Below are 14,946 nucleotides of genomic sequence, written 5' to 3'. Positions count from 1 at the left end.
CTCAACCTCCAAGGCCGAGATCAATCAATCAGAACGCCGCCACGCAGGGAATCCCGTTTATGGGTATGTGACCTAGACCATCAGGACGTCAGCTTTCCCGGGCCGCGGAGCCTCCATGCATGCCGTTCGATATTGTCCTTTGGGCCAGTATCGTGGGGCCGTTGAAACGCCGTAGACCTGCTCAATTGTGGCTGCTCTCCACCGCCACAATACCGAGGCCCGAGACCGCTCAGGAAAATCGACGAAAGGTTCAAAACAGGAGGATTGGCATGAATACTCGTGGCAAATGGCTCAGTATGTCTGCTGCAATCGCTCTAATGACAGGATTGAGTTTTCCGACCATCGCGCAGCAACCGCAGCAGCAACGGCCAAATATCGTCGTCGTCATGGGGGACGATATCGGCATTTGGAACATCGGCGCCTACCATCGCGGCATGATGGCGGGACGCACGCCCAATCTCGATAAGCTTGCCGCCGAAGGCATGTTGTTCACCGACTATTACGCTGAGGCGAGTTGCACGGCCGGTCGAGCCAACTTCATCACCGGCGAGTTGCCGATCCGCACCGGCATGACGACCGTTGGCCAGGCGGGTGCTCCCACGGGCCTGCCGGCGCAGGCGGCAACGATTGCAACCGTACTCAAGGGGATGGGCTACGCCACGGGCCAATTCGGAAAGAACCATCTCGGCGACAAGAACGAGTTCCTGCCGACGGTGCACGGCTTCGACGAGTTCTTCGGCTATCTCTACCATCTCGATGCGATGGAAGACCCCTGCCATCCGAACTATCCGCAGGAGCTCAGGTCGCAGGTCGGCCCGCGCAACATGGTCCATTCGCTTGCGAGCAACGTCGACGACGCGACCGTGGACCCACGGTGGGGCAAGGTCGGCAAGCAGACGATCCGGGATGCGGGCGAGCTCTGCCCGCAGCGGATGCAGACCGTAGACGACGAGATCCGCGACCTGTCCTTCAAGTTCCTGGACAAGGCCAAGGCGGACAACAAGCCGTTCTTCCTCTGGCTCAATCCGACCCGCATGCACATCGTCACGCATCTGTCGCCGAAGTACCAGGCGATGCGTAACTCGAAGAACGGCTGGTCCATCCACGAAGCCGGGATGGCGCAGCTCGACGACGACGTCGGGTTATTGATGCAGAAGCTCAAGGACATGGGCGTCGACGACAATACGATCGTCGTCTTCACCACCGACAACGGCACCGAGGTCTTTACCTGGCCGGACGGCGGTCAGACGCCTTTCGCGCAAAGCAAGGGCACGGTCATGGAAGGCGGCTTTCGCGCGCCGGCGATGATCCGCTGGCCGGGCCGGGTGCCGGCCGGCAAGGTCGAGAACGGCTTGATCTCGGGGCTCGACTGGTTTCCCACCTTCGTCGCGGCGGCCGGCAACCCCAACATCGCCGAAGAGCTGAAGAAGGGTAAGCAGATCGGCGATCGCAACTACAAAGTCTATCTGGACGGCTACAACCAGATGGACCTGATTACCGGCAAGGGCCCGTCGAACCGGAACGAGATCTTTTATTTCGGCGAAAGCGAGCTGGGGGCGGTCCGTATCGGCGACTACAAGTATCGCTTCATCGACCAGCCCGGCGGCTGGCTCGGGGACAAGACCAAGGCGGATGTGCCCTATCTGACCAATCTTCGGCTTGATCCGTTCGAGCGCACCGGCTGGCCGGAGAATGGTACGAAGTCAGGCTCGCAGAACTACTTCTCCTGGTTCCAGTACGAGTTCTGGCGCTTCGTGTTCGTCCAGCAGCAGGTCGAGAAGCTGGCGATGACCGCCATCGAGTTTCCGCCTATGCAGAGGGGAGCGAGCTTCAATCTCGACGCGGTGAAGGCGAAAATCGAAGCCGCAAGGGCGGCGATGGCCAAGTAGTCGCGGACCTTCGACTACTATGGCGGCAACGTTCGGTTGCTGCGCAACCAAGGTGAAGTCGTGCGGAGACTTCGTACGGCTTTACCGGTTGTCCTTAAAGGACCTCGCGCACCCGCAGCAGCGTCGAGTCCATGTGTAAACCGATGATGCGGCTGAGCTCCGCCGCGTCGCGCTTGAGCAGCGCCGCCATCATCTCCTCGTGCTCGGCGACGGCGCCGGCCCATTTCACCGGCCCCTCATTGCCGACGAAGCGCAACCGCTTGATCCGCGACTGCAGGGTCGCGTGCATCTCCATCAGTGCGGCATTGCCGGAAGCCGCCACGATCGCGCTGTGGATCGCCTGGTTGAGCTTGAAGTACTCCAGCCGGTTGCGGTTCTCGTAGAGCGCCAGCATTTGCTTGTGCAGGTCGTGGATCGCCTCGATCGTCTCGTCGCTCGCCTCGGCGCAGGCGATGCGGCCGCCCAGTTGCTCCAATGTCTTGAGCACTTCGAGGATGTCGGCCAGGTCGCGGGCCGAGAAGCGGCGCACGATCGCGCCCTTGGCCGGCAGGATCTCGACCAGCCCCTCGCTCGCCAGCGTCTTGATCGCCTCGCGCAGAGGCGTGCGCGAGACCCCGAGTTGCGCGCCGACGAGCCCCTCGTTGATGCGCTGCGCCGGGGCGAGCCGCCCCTCGATGATCATGTCGCGCAGACGCTCCAGGACCTCGTCATGGAGGGTCCGGCGCGTGATCCGAGGATAGTCGCTCGCAGGCTCGCTCATCGCAGCTCCACAAATCCTGTCTGTATGCCGGTTACGGCACGCGAATCCGGTGCTGTCAAACGGCGGCCTTCATCGCCTGTGCGAAGATCGCGTCCTGGCGGCGGCGCATCGCCAGCAGGCCCGAATCGACGGGGATCTCGACATCGCCGAGGCGGATCGCGTCGCCCGCCTTGACGGCGCGCAGGAGCTTGCGGTCGGCCACCAAATAGAACGGGGCAGGGCTCTCCTGCGCCAGCGCGGCGGCGGCGCGCACCTCTGCGCCGACATCGGCGATGCTGTGATGATGCCCGCCCATCGCCAGCACCGTGCCGGCTGCAAGGTCCCGCTGTGCCACCGCGACGAGGTCCTGCCTCGGGCGATAATCCTCGCCATAGCCGGAGAGGCCGAGCCCGACGGCATCGAGGATCGAGGTCGCGACCTCGACGCCGAGCAGATGGCGCGGCAGGTAGATCATCGCCGTCTTGCCGTTATGGCCGACGACATGGCCCTTGCCGGCGAGCATGTCCCAGGTTTCGGCATTGTCGCAGCGCACGACGATGAAGACGCCGCCGGCGAAACTGGCCTCCTCTGCCAGGCGCAGGTGATGGAACACGTCGATCCGCCGCTCGCCCGACATCAGCCCGCCCTGGACCCTGCCCGCGAACAGGTCGGCGATTTCCGGGATGCGGGCCGGCGGCGCGTGGAAGCCGGCGGTATCGGCCGAGAAACCGAGAGCATTGGCGACGAGGGTCATCTCGCAGAGATCGGGCACCGCGCGCAGCGGGAAGGCCTGTCCGAGAATGCGCGTGCGCTCGGCGGCGGTGCGGATAACGGCCGAAGGCTCACCGCCGAGCCAGTACTGCCGAAGCCCGGGCAGCACCTTCGTCACGCCGTCGCAGGTGACGGCGCCCGTCGCCGGATCGAAGACGAAGTCGTACTCGCTGGATTTCCCGGCCGCGATGATCTCCAGGCCCAGAACCTCCGCCCAACTCGCGAGCCCGATCAAGAGGCTGGGCTGGTCGCCGTCGACGGGCGTGACCACGACGCCCTTCTCGCGGGCGAGCCAGGCGAGGCCAGGGCCGACGACGCTGTCGGCTTCCTTCGACACCAGCGCGACATGCCGTCCTGCCTCGATCGCCATCAGGCTGTGCCGGGTTGCGGCCTCCGGGCTGCCGGTCGCCTCGGCGAGAAGCTGGAAGGGCAGGGCGAGGACGGTCTCCAACCGCCCCGCCGCGACGCATTTGCCGGCATCCCAGGCGGCCCTGGCTTGCTCGGGCGTCTCGCACAGTGCGATCTCGGCCCCCGCATGGCCCGCAGCCTCGAAGGCACGGCCGGCGGCTTCGGCCGTCATGTCGACGGCGATCCGGGCGTTGACGAGAGGAATCTTCCGCGCCTGGGCAAGATAGCTGCGGCCGAACCCGCCGCTGCCGACGAGGCAGGTCTCGATCGGCTGCGTGATGCCGGCGTAATGCGCGTGGAAATTCATCGTTCCTCCAGAGCGTCTCTTAGTGGTCCGGCGACTGCGCGCCTTGCTCAAGGACTACACCAGCTGTGTTATGCTGCATACAGCATACTTGTGACCTTCGGAGGGCTGTGCTAGCCAGAGGGCCTTGGAAGGACCTCTGGGCGGAACCAGGGGCAGCAGCGGAGAAGCGCCATGGATCAGCGGACCGAGGGCGGATTGCCGGTGATCGCCGTCGCGATGGGCGATCCCTCGGGCATCAGCCCGGAACTGACGGCGCGCATTCTGGCCGAACCCGATCTGCGCGCGGCGGCACGCTTCGTCGTCTTCGGCGACAAGCGCCTGCTTGATCTCGGCACCAAGGATGGCGGCGTCGATCCGCAGGTCATCGTCGTCCGCGACGGCGATGCGCTGCCGCTCGGCGACCGGCCGATCTTCGTCGATCTCGCCAATCACGATCCGGCAGAGCTGCAGCGCGGCAAGGCGACGCTCGCCGGCGGCAAGGCCGCGACCGAGAACTTCCGTCGCGCCCTGCAGTTCGCAGCCTCCGGCAACGCCGATGCCGTTTTCTTCACGCCCTTCAACAAGGCGGCGATGCGCTTTGCCTATCCGGGCTATGACGACGAGATTCGCTTCGTGCGCGACGCAATCGGCTTCGAAGGGCCGGCGAGTGAGTTCAACATCCTCGGCAAGCTCTGGAATGCGCGGGTGACCTCGCATATCCCGCTGTCGGAGGTCGCGCAGAACATTACGCAGGAGCGCATCCTGCGGGCACTCACGCTGGCCGACGCCAATCTGCGCCAGGCCGGTTTCAACCCGCCGCGCATCGCGGTCGCGGGCATCAATCCCCATGCCGGCGACGGCGGCAATTTCGGGCGCGACGAGATCGACACGATCGAGCCGGCCGTGAAGGCGGCCAAGGCCAAGGGCTTCACGGTCGAGGGGCCGTTTCCCTCCGACACCGTGTTCCTGCGGGCGCGGAACGGCGATTTCGATGCCGTTCTGACGATGTATCACGACCAGGGCCAGATCGCGATGAAGCTGATCGGCTTCGACAGCGGCGTTACGCTCATCGGTGGCTTCCCGTTCCCGATCTGCACGCCGGCCCACGGCACGGCCTATGAGATCGCGGGCAAGGGCATCGCCAATCTCGGCGCCACCCGCGCCGCGCTCACGCTCGCCATCAAGATGGCGCAGGACGGCAAGGCGAGGGCCAAGGCCGCCGCCTGATTTCTCGAGCCTCAGTTCCTTTCAAAGACCGCCGCTCAAGAGCGGTCGAGAAAACCGATCCTCCAGGGAGTAAACCGCATGAAGACCATCAGCATCACCGCTGCGCTCGCCGGCGCGCTCGCGATTGGCGGCGCGGGCGCCGTGCAGGCCTGGCAGCCGACCAAGCCGATCGAGTTCGTCGTGACCTCGGGCGCCGGTGGCGGCACCGACAACTTCGCCCGCATGATCCAGTCGATCATCAGCAAGCACAAGCTGATCGACCAGCCGATCGTGGTTGTGAATAAGGGCGGGGGCTCGGGCGCGGAAGGCTATGTCTACGGCAAGGGAGCCAAGGGCGATCCCAACCGCGTCATCTTCGGCACCAACAACGCCTATCTGCTGCCTTACGTTGCCAAGCTCGGCTACAAGTTCAGCGACCTTACGCCGGTGGCGGGCCTGGCGCTCGACGAGTTCCTGCTCTGGGTCAAGGGCGATGCACCCTATGCCGATGCGAAGGGTTATCTCGAGGCGGTCAAGGCCAAGCCGATGGGCTTCAAGATGGGCGGAAGCCAGTCGAAGGACACTGACCAGACCCTGACCTCGATGATCCAGGACGCCGCCGGCGTGAAGTGGATCTACGTGCCGTTCCAGGGTGGCAGCGCGGCGGCCGTGCAACTCGCCGGCGGGCATATCGACTCCAACGTCAACAATCCGAACGAGAACATCGGCCAATGGAAGGCCGGGCAGGTGAAGCCCCTCTGCGTCTTCTCGCCGGTGCGTCTCGCCAAGAGCGACCCGGTCTTCGAAGGCAAGGGCTGGGGCGATATCCCGACCTGCAAGGAAGCCGGCCTGCCGCTGGAAACCTTCCAGATGCCGCGCACCGTCTGGCTGCCGGCCGAGGTCCCGGGCGAGGCCGTCGCCTTCTACGCCGACGTGCTGGAGAAGGTCTCCAAGACGCCGGAATGGCAGGAATTCGTCGCCCGCACCGCGCAGACGGCCAAGTTCATGAAGGGCCAGGAACTGGCCGACTTCGTTGCCAAGGACGAAGCCGCCAACAAGAAGGTCTTCGAGAACGAAGGCTGGGTCGCGAAGTAGGCACCCGAACCGCGCCGTCATCCCGGACGGAGCGCAGCGGAGCTCCGGGATTCCATCGTAGAGCCAAATCCTGGACAAGGATTCGCCCTCCGATGGATCCCGGGTCAAGCCCGGGATGACGGCGCGGTTCGTCAGCCCGTTCGACGACAGGGAATTCCCATCATGATCACCCGCTTCTGGGCCGAGATCGCGACCGCGCTGGCGACGCTGGTTTTCGGCCTCGTCATCGTCAAGGGCGCGCTCGAATTCGGCATCGGCTGGGATTCCTCGGGTCCGCAGCCCGGCGCCTTCCCGTTCTACACCGGTGGCCTCGTCGCGCTGGCGAGCCTCGGCACGCTGGCCTTCACCGCGATCAGGCAGATGGCCGGGGCGCCATGGCTGAAGGAGGAATTCCTCGATCGCGAACGCGGCTGGCGGGTGCTGTCCTTCCTGCTGCCGCTGATCGCCTTCGTCGTGCTCAGCGCCACGCTCGGCATGTATGTCGCGACGATCCTCTATCTTGTCTTCACCATGCGCTTTCAGGGCCGTTACGGCTGGCTCTCGACGCTGGCGACGGCGTTCGGCACGGCCGCCTTCTTCTATCTCGCGCTCGAGAAATTCTTCCAGATCAGCCTGCTCAAGGGGCCGCTCGAGCCTCTGCTCGGCCTATGAACGGTCTGCAACGGGAAACGGTGCGGTAAGCCATGGATAACATCGCCAACCTGATGCACGGCTTCTCGGTCGCGCTGACCACGCATCATATCCTGCTAATGATGGCGGGCGTGCTGCTGGGCGTGCTCGTCGGCGTCCTGCCGGGGCTCGGCGCGCCCAACGGCGTCTCGTTGCTGCTGCCGCTGACCTTCGCCATGGACCCGGTCTCGGCGATCATCCTGCTGACTTCGCTCTACTGGGGCGCGCTCTTCGGCGGCTCGACCACCTCGATCCTGTTCAACATCCCCGGCGAGCCCTCATCGGTCGCGACCACATTCGACGGCCACCCCATGGCCAAGCAGGGCAGGGCGACGGAAGCGCTCTCCTTCGCCTTCCTCTCGGCCGGCTTCGGTGCGCTGGCCGGCGTCATTCTGATCACGCTGCTCTCAGGCTGGGTCGCCAAGTTCGCGCTGAAATTCTCCTCGCCGGAGTACTTCGCGGTCTACTTCATGACCTTCGCCAGCTTCATCGGGTTGGGCGGGGCCTCGCCGGCGAAGACCATCGTCTCGATGGGCATCGGCTTCACGCTCGCATCGATCGGCATGGACTCGGTCTCGGGCAATGTCCGCCTGACCTATGAGTTCGACGTACTGCTGGCCGGCGTATCCTTCCTGATTGCGGTCATCGGCCTGTTCGGCATCGGCGAATTGCTGCTGACGATGGAGGAGGGGCTGAAGTTCGAGGGCGTCGCCGCCAAGGTCCGCATCCGCGACGTGCTGCTCACTGCGGCCAAGCTGCCGCGTTACTGGCTCGCCCTGCTGCGCTCCAGCGCGATCGGCATCTGGATGGGCATCACGCCCGGCGGGCCGACGGCGGCCTCCTTCATGAGCTATGCCATGGCCAAGCGCTCCTCGCGCAACCCGGCCAAGTTCGGCAAGGGCGAGCCGGAAGGCGTCATCGCGCCCGAGACCGCAGATCATGCCGCCGGCTCCGCCGCGATGCTGCCGATGCTGGCGCTCGGCATTCCGGGCTCGGCGACCGCAGCCGTGATGATGGGCGGCCTGATGATCTGGGGTCTCAATCCGGGTCCTACGCTGTTCACCGACCGTCCGGACTTCGTCTGGGGCCTGATCGCCTCGATGTATCTCGGCAACGTGGTCGCGGTCGTGGTCGTGCTGGCGACGGTGCCGCTCTTCGCCTCGATCCTGCGCATCCCGTTCTCGATCATCGGGCCGGTGATCGTGGTGATCTGCTTCATCGGCGCCTTCACGGCTGCCAGCAAGGAGTTCGACATTTGGCTGGCGCTGATCTTCGGCCTTGTCGGCTATGTCTTCAAGAAGCTCGACTATCCGATCGCGCCGCTCGTGCTCGCCATGGTCATCGGCGACAAGGCTGAGGACGCCTTCCGCCAATCGATGATCTTCAGCCAGGGCTCGCTCTCGATCTTCTGGTCGAACCCGCTGGTCTCGACGCTGATGACGATCGGTCTGGCCCTGCTGGTGCTGCCGGTGATCGGCCGTGTCGCGCAATATCTGCGCGGCGGGCCGGCTGCCGGAGCAGTGAAAGGCTGAGCGTCAGGTCATGCCGTCCGATCTTGTTGAGGGCTGTGTAACGCGTTACGATGAAATCCTAGCATTGGAGATGCGGTCATGTCGGCGGTTGCTCAACGAATGCGCGATATGCGCCGACGCCGGCGCGAGCAGGATCTGCGCGAGGTGCGGCTGCTTCTGCCGGACGCGCGCTCGTCGGCAGTGCGGGCCCGCATCGCCGAGCAGGTCGCTCATCTCGACCCCTCGGACGAACTCGAGGCGTTGCGCTGGATCGAGGCGGTTTCCGAGTTCGACAATCCGGATGAGGCCGCTTGAGCCTTCGCCGCGGGGATGTGGTGATCGTCTCGGCGGCCGGGGACTGTGGCAAGCCCAGGCCGGCCGTCATCATTCAGAGCGACGCGATGCCGGACGAGCACGCTTCCGTGGTCCTTTGTCAGATGACCTCGGTTCTCGTCGACGCGCCGGATTTCCGCATCACGATCGAGCCGACGATCGGCAATGGGTTGCGCGAGCGCTCGCAGGTCATGGCCGACAAGCCGGTAACGCTCCTGCGCAGCCGGATCGCGGAGCCGATCGGACGCTTGAGCCCCGCCGACACGGTGCGCGTGGCGGCTGCGATCGCGTTCGTCATCGGCCTATCGGATTGATCGCCTCGCAGCCGCTCCTGCAGGCTCGCACCCTCCTTTCGCTTCTCCCGCAACGCTGAGAACTGCCATGACCGAACCCTACAAGGGCATCCTGCCGATCGCCCCGACCATCTTTCACGACAATGGCGACCTCGACATCGAGGGTAACAGGCGTGTCATGGACCTGATGGTCGATCAGGGCGTCGACGGCATCTGCATCCTCGCGAACTTCTCCGAGCAGTTCCTGCTGACCGATGCCGAGCGAGAGCAGGTAATGTATCTGTCGCTGGAGCAGGTCGCGGGCCGCGTGCCGGTGATCGTCACGACCTCGCATTTCTCGACCCGCATTGCAGCCCAGCGTGCCAAGGCTGCCGCAGATGCCGGCGCCAAGATGCTGATGATGATGCCGCCCTATCACGGCGCGCTGCTCAAGGCCGACGAGCAGGGCATGATCGAGCATTTCAAGATGGTCGCGGACGCCTGCGGCATTCCGATCATCCTGCAGGACGCGCCGCTTTCGGGCGTGACGATGACCGTGCCCTTCATGATCAGGCTGGCCAAGGAGGTTCCGCTCGTCCGCTACTTCAAGATCGAGGTACCGGGCACCGCCAACAAGCTGCGTGCGCTGATCGAGGCGGGCGGTGCGGCCGTCGCGGGCCCCTTCGACGGCGAGGAGGCGATCACGCTCATGGCCGATCTCGACGCCGGCGCCACCGGCACGATGACATCAGCGATGATTCCGGACCTGATCAAGCCGATCCTGACGGCCTTCTTCGCCGGTGACCGCGAGGAGGCCAAGCGACGCTATGCCCGCGTGCTGCCGATCATCAACTTCGAGAACCGCCAATGCGGCCTGCGCTCGGCCAAGGCGGTGATGAAGGAGGGCGGGGTCATCAAGTCGGAGGCCGTGCGCCATCCGCTGACGCCGCTCCATCCGAAGACCCGCGAAGGCCTGATCGAACTCGCGCGCGAGCTCGATCCGCTGGCCCTGCGCTGGGCGGAGTAGTCAGCCCGGCTGAAGCGCCTCGGCCGGCGCGTCGACGTCGGTCCGCCGGGGCATCATGACGGCGCCGCTGGCCTCCAACTCCGCGATCTCAGACGCGCCGAGGCCCAGTTCGCGCAGGACTTCGTCGGTATGCTCGCCGAAGCGCGGCGCCGGCCGTGATGGCACCGGTTGGCTGGCGCTCCAGCGCGAGGGCACCCGCATCGAGCGGACCGCGCCCTCGGTCGGATGGTCCAGCTCCTGGAAGAAGCCGATCTCGTCGAGATGCGGATCGGCCATGATGCCGTCGAGCGTGTGCATCGGCGCATGTGGAATATCGGCCGCCCCGAGTAGCGTCTCCCATTCAGCGGTGGTGCGGGTCAGGAAGATCGCCGCGACCTGCTCGGTGATCGCGGCGATATCGCGGGTGCGGCTGGCATGGCTGGCGAAGCGGGGTTCGGAGAGCCATTCGGCGTGGCCGGTCAATTGCAGAAACTGCTGCCAGTGCCGGTCGGTGTAGATGACGACGCAGAGATGGCCGTCGGCAGTGCGGTAAGGCCGCCGGTCGCGAGCCAGCAGCCGCAGATAGCCGCCGCCATCGAGCGGCGGATCGTAGCTCAGCCCGCCGAGATGGTCGCCGAGCACGAAGCTCGCCATGGTCTCGAACATCGGCACGTCGATGCGCTGGCCCTCGCCGGTGCGGTCGCGGTGGCGCAGCGCGGCGAGGATCGCAACCAGCGCATGCAGTCCGACGACACGGTCGGCGATGTTGACCGGGACATAACGCGGCGTGCCGTCGCCGGCCTCGGCGATCAGGGAGGCGACGCCGGACGCGCCCTGGATCAGATCGTCATAGGCGGGCTTCGCGGCGTAGCGCCCATCCTGACCATAGCCGAAGGCACCGACATAGATGATACCGGGCCGCGCTGCCGCGACGGCATCATAGCCCAGCCCGAGCCGCTCCATCGCCTGCGGCCGGACATTGTAGATCAGCACGTCGACGGTCGCCGCGAGGCGCAGCGCGAGGTCGCGGCCGGCCGGCGCCTTGAGATTGATGGCGATCGAGCGCTTGCTGCGGTTGGCATGCATGAACATGCCGCCCATCTCGCCGCTGCGACTCGGGCCGACCTGGCGGATGACGTCGCCGCCCGGCCCTTCGAGCTTGATCACGTCGGCGCCCATGTCGCCGAGGATCGAGGTGGCATAGGGCCCCATCAGCACAGAGGTCAGGTCGAGCACGCGCAGGCCGGCCAGCGGTCCCGCGCCTGAGGTCGTCGGCCGCTCCGGCATAGGATTTTCGATCATGGCTGTTCGCCGGCGCGCACCGGTGGCTCATGCGCCCGCACCGGCGGGGCGACGCCGCCGAAGCGCTCGCACTGGATGGTCGTGACCTGCCCGCAACTGCCTTGCGCCAGCCGCGAAGTGCCGATGTCGCGGGTCAGAACATTCGGGTTGCCGTGGATGCAGAGTGCGGCTTCCTCCGCGCCGCGCTCGGGATCGTACCAGGCGCCGGTCGGGAGATGGATCACGCCGGGCATGACGTCGTCGCTGATCGCGGCGGCGGCGAGGCAGGCACCGCGCTCGTTGAACAGCCGCACGAGATCGCCGTCTGCGATGCCGCGCGTGGCGGCATCCCGTGGATTGATCCGGACGACCTCGCGCCCTCCGCGCTTCGCGGACTGGCTGTAGGCGCCGAAATCGAGCTGACTGTGCAGCCGCGTCGCCGGCTGATTGGCGATCAGCGTCAGCGGTGCGGCCTCGCTCGGCTGCTCCGTCGCAGGCAGCCAGACGGGATGACCCGGGCAATCGTCGTAACCGAAGCCGGCGACGACCTGCGAGACGATCTCGATGCGGCCACTCGGCGTCGGCAGCGGGTTGCCGTCGGGGTCGTCGCGGAAGGCGCGCAGGATGCCGCCATCGTCGGGCGCCGAGGGCAGGGGGATCTCGCCGGCCTGCCAGAAGGCGTCGAAGGAGGGTGCCGCCCAGCCCTTTTCCTCCAATGCGCGGCGCGTCGGCTCGTAGAGATGAACGAGCCACTCCTGCACCGAACGGCCCTCAGTGAAGGCTTGTTCGCAGCCGAGCCTTGCGGCCAGTTCGGTGAAGATCGCGAAATCGTCGCGTGCCTCGCCGATCGGCGGCACGACCTGGCACATGGCGATCAGGCGCGGATCGGTCGCCGCTGCGCCGATATCGTCGCGCTCCAGCGTCATCGTCGCGGGCAGCACGATGTCCGCGAAGCGCGCCATCGGCGTCCAGGCGCTCTCATGGCAGATGATCGTGTGGACCCGCGAGAAGGCCTGGATCAGGCGGTTGATATCCTGATGGTGGTGGAAGGGGTTTCCGCCGGCCCAGTAGACCAGCCTGATCTCCGGATAGGTCAGGTCCTGCCCGTTATAGGCGAAGGCCGCGCCCGGATCGAGCAGCATATCGGCGATGCGCGCCACGGGAATGAAGGCGCTGACGCCGTTCGTGCCCTGCGCCATGGTCGGGATCGGCACAGCGTTCACGCGCCGGCCAGTGTGTCCCATCGCGCCGAGCCCATAATTGTAACCGCCGCCAGCCAGGCCGATCTGGCCGATCATGGCGGCCAGCACAGCGGCCATCCAGACCGGCTGCTCGCCATATTGCGCACGCTGCAGAGCATGGGCGACTGTGATCAGGCTGCGGCCGGCGACAAGCTTGCGCGCCAGATCTCGGATCACGTCGGCGGCGATGCCTGTCAGATTGGCCGCCCAGTCGGCGTCTTTCGCCGTGCCGTCTGTGCCGCCGGTGAGATAGGCGCAGAATTCCTCGAAGCCGGTGGAATAGCGCGCCAGGAAGGTGCGATCATGCAGGTCTTCCGTCAGCAGCGTATGGGCGAGGCCGAGCATCATCGCCACATCGGTGCCGGGGCGGATGGGCAGCCAGTTCGGCCGGGCCTCGCCGGGCGTATCGTCGCGCAGCGGGCTGACGGACCAGAACGTCGCTCCGCGCGCGACGGCGCGCGCCATCGCATCGGGCTCGATATGCTGGGTGATGCCGCCGCTCGCGATCATCTGGTTCTTCAGCGGCAGGCCGCCGAACGCGAGCACCGTGTCGGTGTGCTCGGCGATCTGGTCCCAGGTGACGTTGCGCCGAGACAGTGCCTCGAAAGGCCCCATCACATGCGGCAGGATCACGGTCGAGGCGCCGGCGCTGTAGCTGTTGACCGAACGAACATAGCCGCCGCAGGCGACGTTCAGGAAGCGGTGGATCTGGCTTTGCGCATGATGAAAGCGTCCGGCGCTGGACCAGCCATAGGAGCCGCCATAGATCGCCTCCGGGCCGAACGCCTCGGTGACGCGGCTGATCTCGCCGGCCAGGCGGTCGAGTACCTCGTCCCAGCCGACGGGCACGAGATCATCGTTGAAGTCGCGCCGCCGCGGGCCAGGGCCGTTCTCAAGCCAGCCGCGCCGCACCATCGGGCGTTCGATCCTCGCTCGGTGGCGAAGGCTGTCGGTGAAGTTGCCGAGGATCGGCGAGGGCGCCGGATCGTCCGGGTGCGGCGTGACGGCGAGACCCTCGCCGTCCCAGCGCGCGAAGAAGCTGCCCCAATGGGCGGCGTGGGGCGTGCCGGTCGGCGCGGGAACGGAATCATCCATGGCGGGGCTCGTCGAGTACGATGCCGAAAAGCCCGGGATCACCGGGCCATATCGGCGTGGAGCCGGATATTGCTGACGGGCGTCAGATCAGTCCAATATGCGGCCTTCTGGTTTTCAAGAACTGCTGATTATGAGAGGTCGCATGGCTCCCGGTCGCCGTCTGAGCAGCGCCATGCTGGAGCTGCGCCATCTCCGCTACTTCCTCGCCACCGCCGAGGAGCTGAATTACGGCCGCGCCGCCGAGCGGCTGAAGATCGCCCAGCCGGGCCTGAGCCAGCAGATCATGAACCTGGAGGAGATCGTCGGCACACCGCTCTTCGACCGCACCCGCCGCTCGGTTCGGCTGACTCTGGCTGGCGAGCTCTTCGCGCAGGAGGCGCGCAAGGCTCTCCAGCAGACCGACAGCGCGCTGCTGGTCGCCCGCCGGGCAGGGCGCGGCGAACTCGGGCGCATCGCCATCGGCTATGTCGGCTCGGCCGCCTATACGGGCGCTCTGACTACCATGGTCGGCGAGTTCCGCGCGGCTTATCCCGAGGTCGACCTGCAGATCGCCGAAATGGAGATGCAGCAGCAGCTCGACCAGCTCGACCAGGGCAGGCTCGATATCGGCTTCATCCGCCCGCCCGTGCCGCTTCCTTTGGGCATAGGCAGCATTGCGATCCTGCAGGAAGAGATCATGTTGGCCCTGCCTGAAAGCCATCCGATGGCGGAGCAGGAGCAGGTGACGCTGTCGGCCCTCAACGACGACATCTTCATCACCCCGCGCCACCCGCCGGAGGTCAGCTTCCACAAGCACACCACCGCCGCCTGCCGGGCGGCCGGATTTTTCCCGCGGCTCGGCGCGCAGGGGCGCGATTTCGTGACGATCGCCAGCATGGTCGCGGTCGGGCTGGGCGTCGCGCTCGTGCCGCAGTCGCTACGCTGCATCCAGGTGCCGGGCCTGCGCTACAAGGCGATCAGCGGGGAACCCGTTCTGGCCGAACTCGCCGTGGCTTACCGCCGTAACGAACCTTCGCCGGTGGCGCGCGCCTTCGCGGCGCATGCGCGGCGTTGGGCCGCCTCGGTCCAAGCGGTCGAGTCTGTCGAGGTTGAGAACTGATAGTTATCAAAAATCATGAATATGCATATTGGACTGATATGAGGC

The 14,946-nt window shown here is 66.0% G+C and carries 13 protein-coding genes; 9 read left to right on the top strand and 4 right to left on the bottom strand.

Translation table 11 applies throughout. The features are described 5' to 3' along the window. The first annotated feature begins 317 nt into the window (after positions 1 to 317). Entirely contained in the window at positions 318 to 1,889 is a 1,572-nt protein-coding gene (locus tag AC1RMY_RS11360) for an arylsulfatase (RefSeq protein ID WP_492864461.1), read from the top strand. Positions 1,890 to 1,983: 94 nt separating this feature from the next. Here AC1RMY_RS11360 and AC1RMY_RS11355 read toward each other — a convergent pair whose 3' ends face one another. Continuing rightward, positions 1,984 to 2,649, bottom strand: coding sequence for a GntR family transcriptional regulator (locus AC1RMY_RS11355; RefSeq protein ID WP_492864421.1), 666 nt, complete (start codon positions 2,647 to 2,649; stop codon positions 1,984 to 1,986). Positions 2,650 to 2,704: 55 nt separating this feature from the next. Beyond that, positions 2,705 to 4,114 (bottom strand): flagellar biosynthesis protein FlgA, encoded by a 1,410-nt coding sequence (locus tag AC1RMY_RS11350; protein ID WP_492864419.1) that lies wholly within the window; start codon positions 4,112 to 4,114, stop codon positions 2,705 to 2,707. 171 nt (positions 4,115 to 4,285) lie between these two features. Between AC1RMY_RS11350 and AC1RMY_RS11345 the strand changes: the two genes are divergently transcribed. The 7 genes from AC1RMY_RS11345 (at position 4,286) to AC1RMY_RS11315 (ending at position 10,206) form a co-directional block, all read left to right on the top strand. Continuing rightward, positions 4,286 to 5,320: a 4-hydroxythreonine-4-phosphate dehydrogenase PdxA gene (locus AC1RMY_RS11345; RefSeq protein WP_492864417.1), complete on the top strand. Its 1,035-nt coding sequence runs from the start codon at positions 4,286 to 4,288 to the stop codon at positions 5,318 to 5,320. Between the two features lie 78 nt (positions 5,321 to 5,398). Continuing rightward, on the top strand, positions 5,399 to 6,394 hold the full coding sequence (locus tag AC1RMY_RS11340; RefSeq protein ID WP_492864415.1) for a tripartite tricarboxylate transporter substrate binding protein: 996 nt from the start codon (positions 5,399 to 5,401) through the stop codon (positions 6,392 to 6,394). A 162-nt stretch (positions 6,395 to 6,556) separates the two neighbouring features. Continuing rightward, a complete protein-coding gene (locus AC1RMY_RS11335; RefSeq protein WP_492864413.1) occupies positions 6,557 to 7,045 on the top strand; it encodes a tripartite tricarboxylate transporter TctB family protein in 489 nt (162 codons plus the stop codon). A gap of 32 nt (positions 7,046 to 7,077) precedes the next feature. Beyond that, entirely contained in the window at positions 7,078 to 8,595 is a 1,518-nt protein-coding gene (locus tag AC1RMY_RS11330) for a tripartite tricarboxylate transporter permease (protein ID WP_492864411.1), read from the top strand. A 78-nt stretch (positions 8,596 to 8,673) separates the two neighbouring features. Then, entirely contained in the window at positions 8,674 to 8,889 is a 216-nt protein-coding gene (locus AC1RMY_RS11325; protein ID WP_492864409.1) for an antitoxin MazE-like protein, read from the top strand. Next, positions 8,886 to 9,221 carry a type II toxin-antitoxin system PemK/MazF family toxin gene (locus AC1RMY_RS11320; protein WP_492864407.1) on the top strand — a complete coding sequence of 112 codons (336 nt, stop codon included), beginning with the start codon at positions 8,886 to 8,888 and terminating at the stop codon, positions 9,219 to 9,221. Before AC1RMY_RS11325 ends, AC1RMY_RS11320 begins: the two co-directional genes overlap by 4 nt. 67 nt (positions 9,222 to 9,288) lie before the next feature. Beyond that, the gene (locus tag AC1RMY_RS11315) at positions 9,289 to 10,206 is read left to right on the top strand and encodes a dihydrodipicolinate synthase family protein (RefSeq protein ID WP_492864405.1); all 918 of its coding nucleotides are present in this window, start codon (positions 9,289 to 9,291) and stop codon (positions 10,204 to 10,206) included. Here the strand turns inward: AC1RMY_RS11315 and AC1RMY_RS11310 are convergent, their stop codons facing one another. Both AC1RMY_RS11310 and AC1RMY_RS11305 read right to left on the bottom strand, forming a co-directional pair. Next, positions 10,207 to 11,487 carry a CaiB/BaiF CoA transferase family protein gene (locus tag AC1RMY_RS11310; protein WP_492864403.1) on the bottom strand — a complete coding sequence of 427 codons (1,281 nt, stop codon included), beginning with the start codon at positions 11,485 to 11,487 and terminating at the stop codon, positions 10,207 to 10,209. Then, a complete protein-coding gene (locus AC1RMY_RS11305) occupies positions 11,484 to 13,802 on the bottom strand; it encodes a molybdopterin guanine dinucleotide-containing S/N-oxide reductase (RefSeq protein ID WP_492864402.1) in 2,319 nt (772 codons plus the stop codon). Before AC1RMY_RS11305 ends, AC1RMY_RS11310 begins: the two co-directional genes overlap by 4 nt. A 142-nt stretch (positions 13,803 to 13,944) precedes the next feature. Here AC1RMY_RS11305 and AC1RMY_RS11300 point away from each other — a divergent pair, with 142 nt between their 5' ends. After that, positions 13,945 to 14,901, top strand: a complete 957-nt coding sequence (locus tag AC1RMY_RS11300; RefSeq protein WP_492864400.1) for a LysR substrate-binding domain-containing protein — start codon at positions 13,945 to 13,947, stop codon at positions 14,899 to 14,901. The last annotated feature ends 45 nt before the right edge of the window (positions 14,902 to 14,946 follow it).

This window comes from Allobosea sp. GW822-FHT03F07 (genome assembly GCF_058801345.1).
Note: the sequence above shows the minus strand (reverse complement) of the source record. Positions and strands in the feature narration are given on the sequence as shown.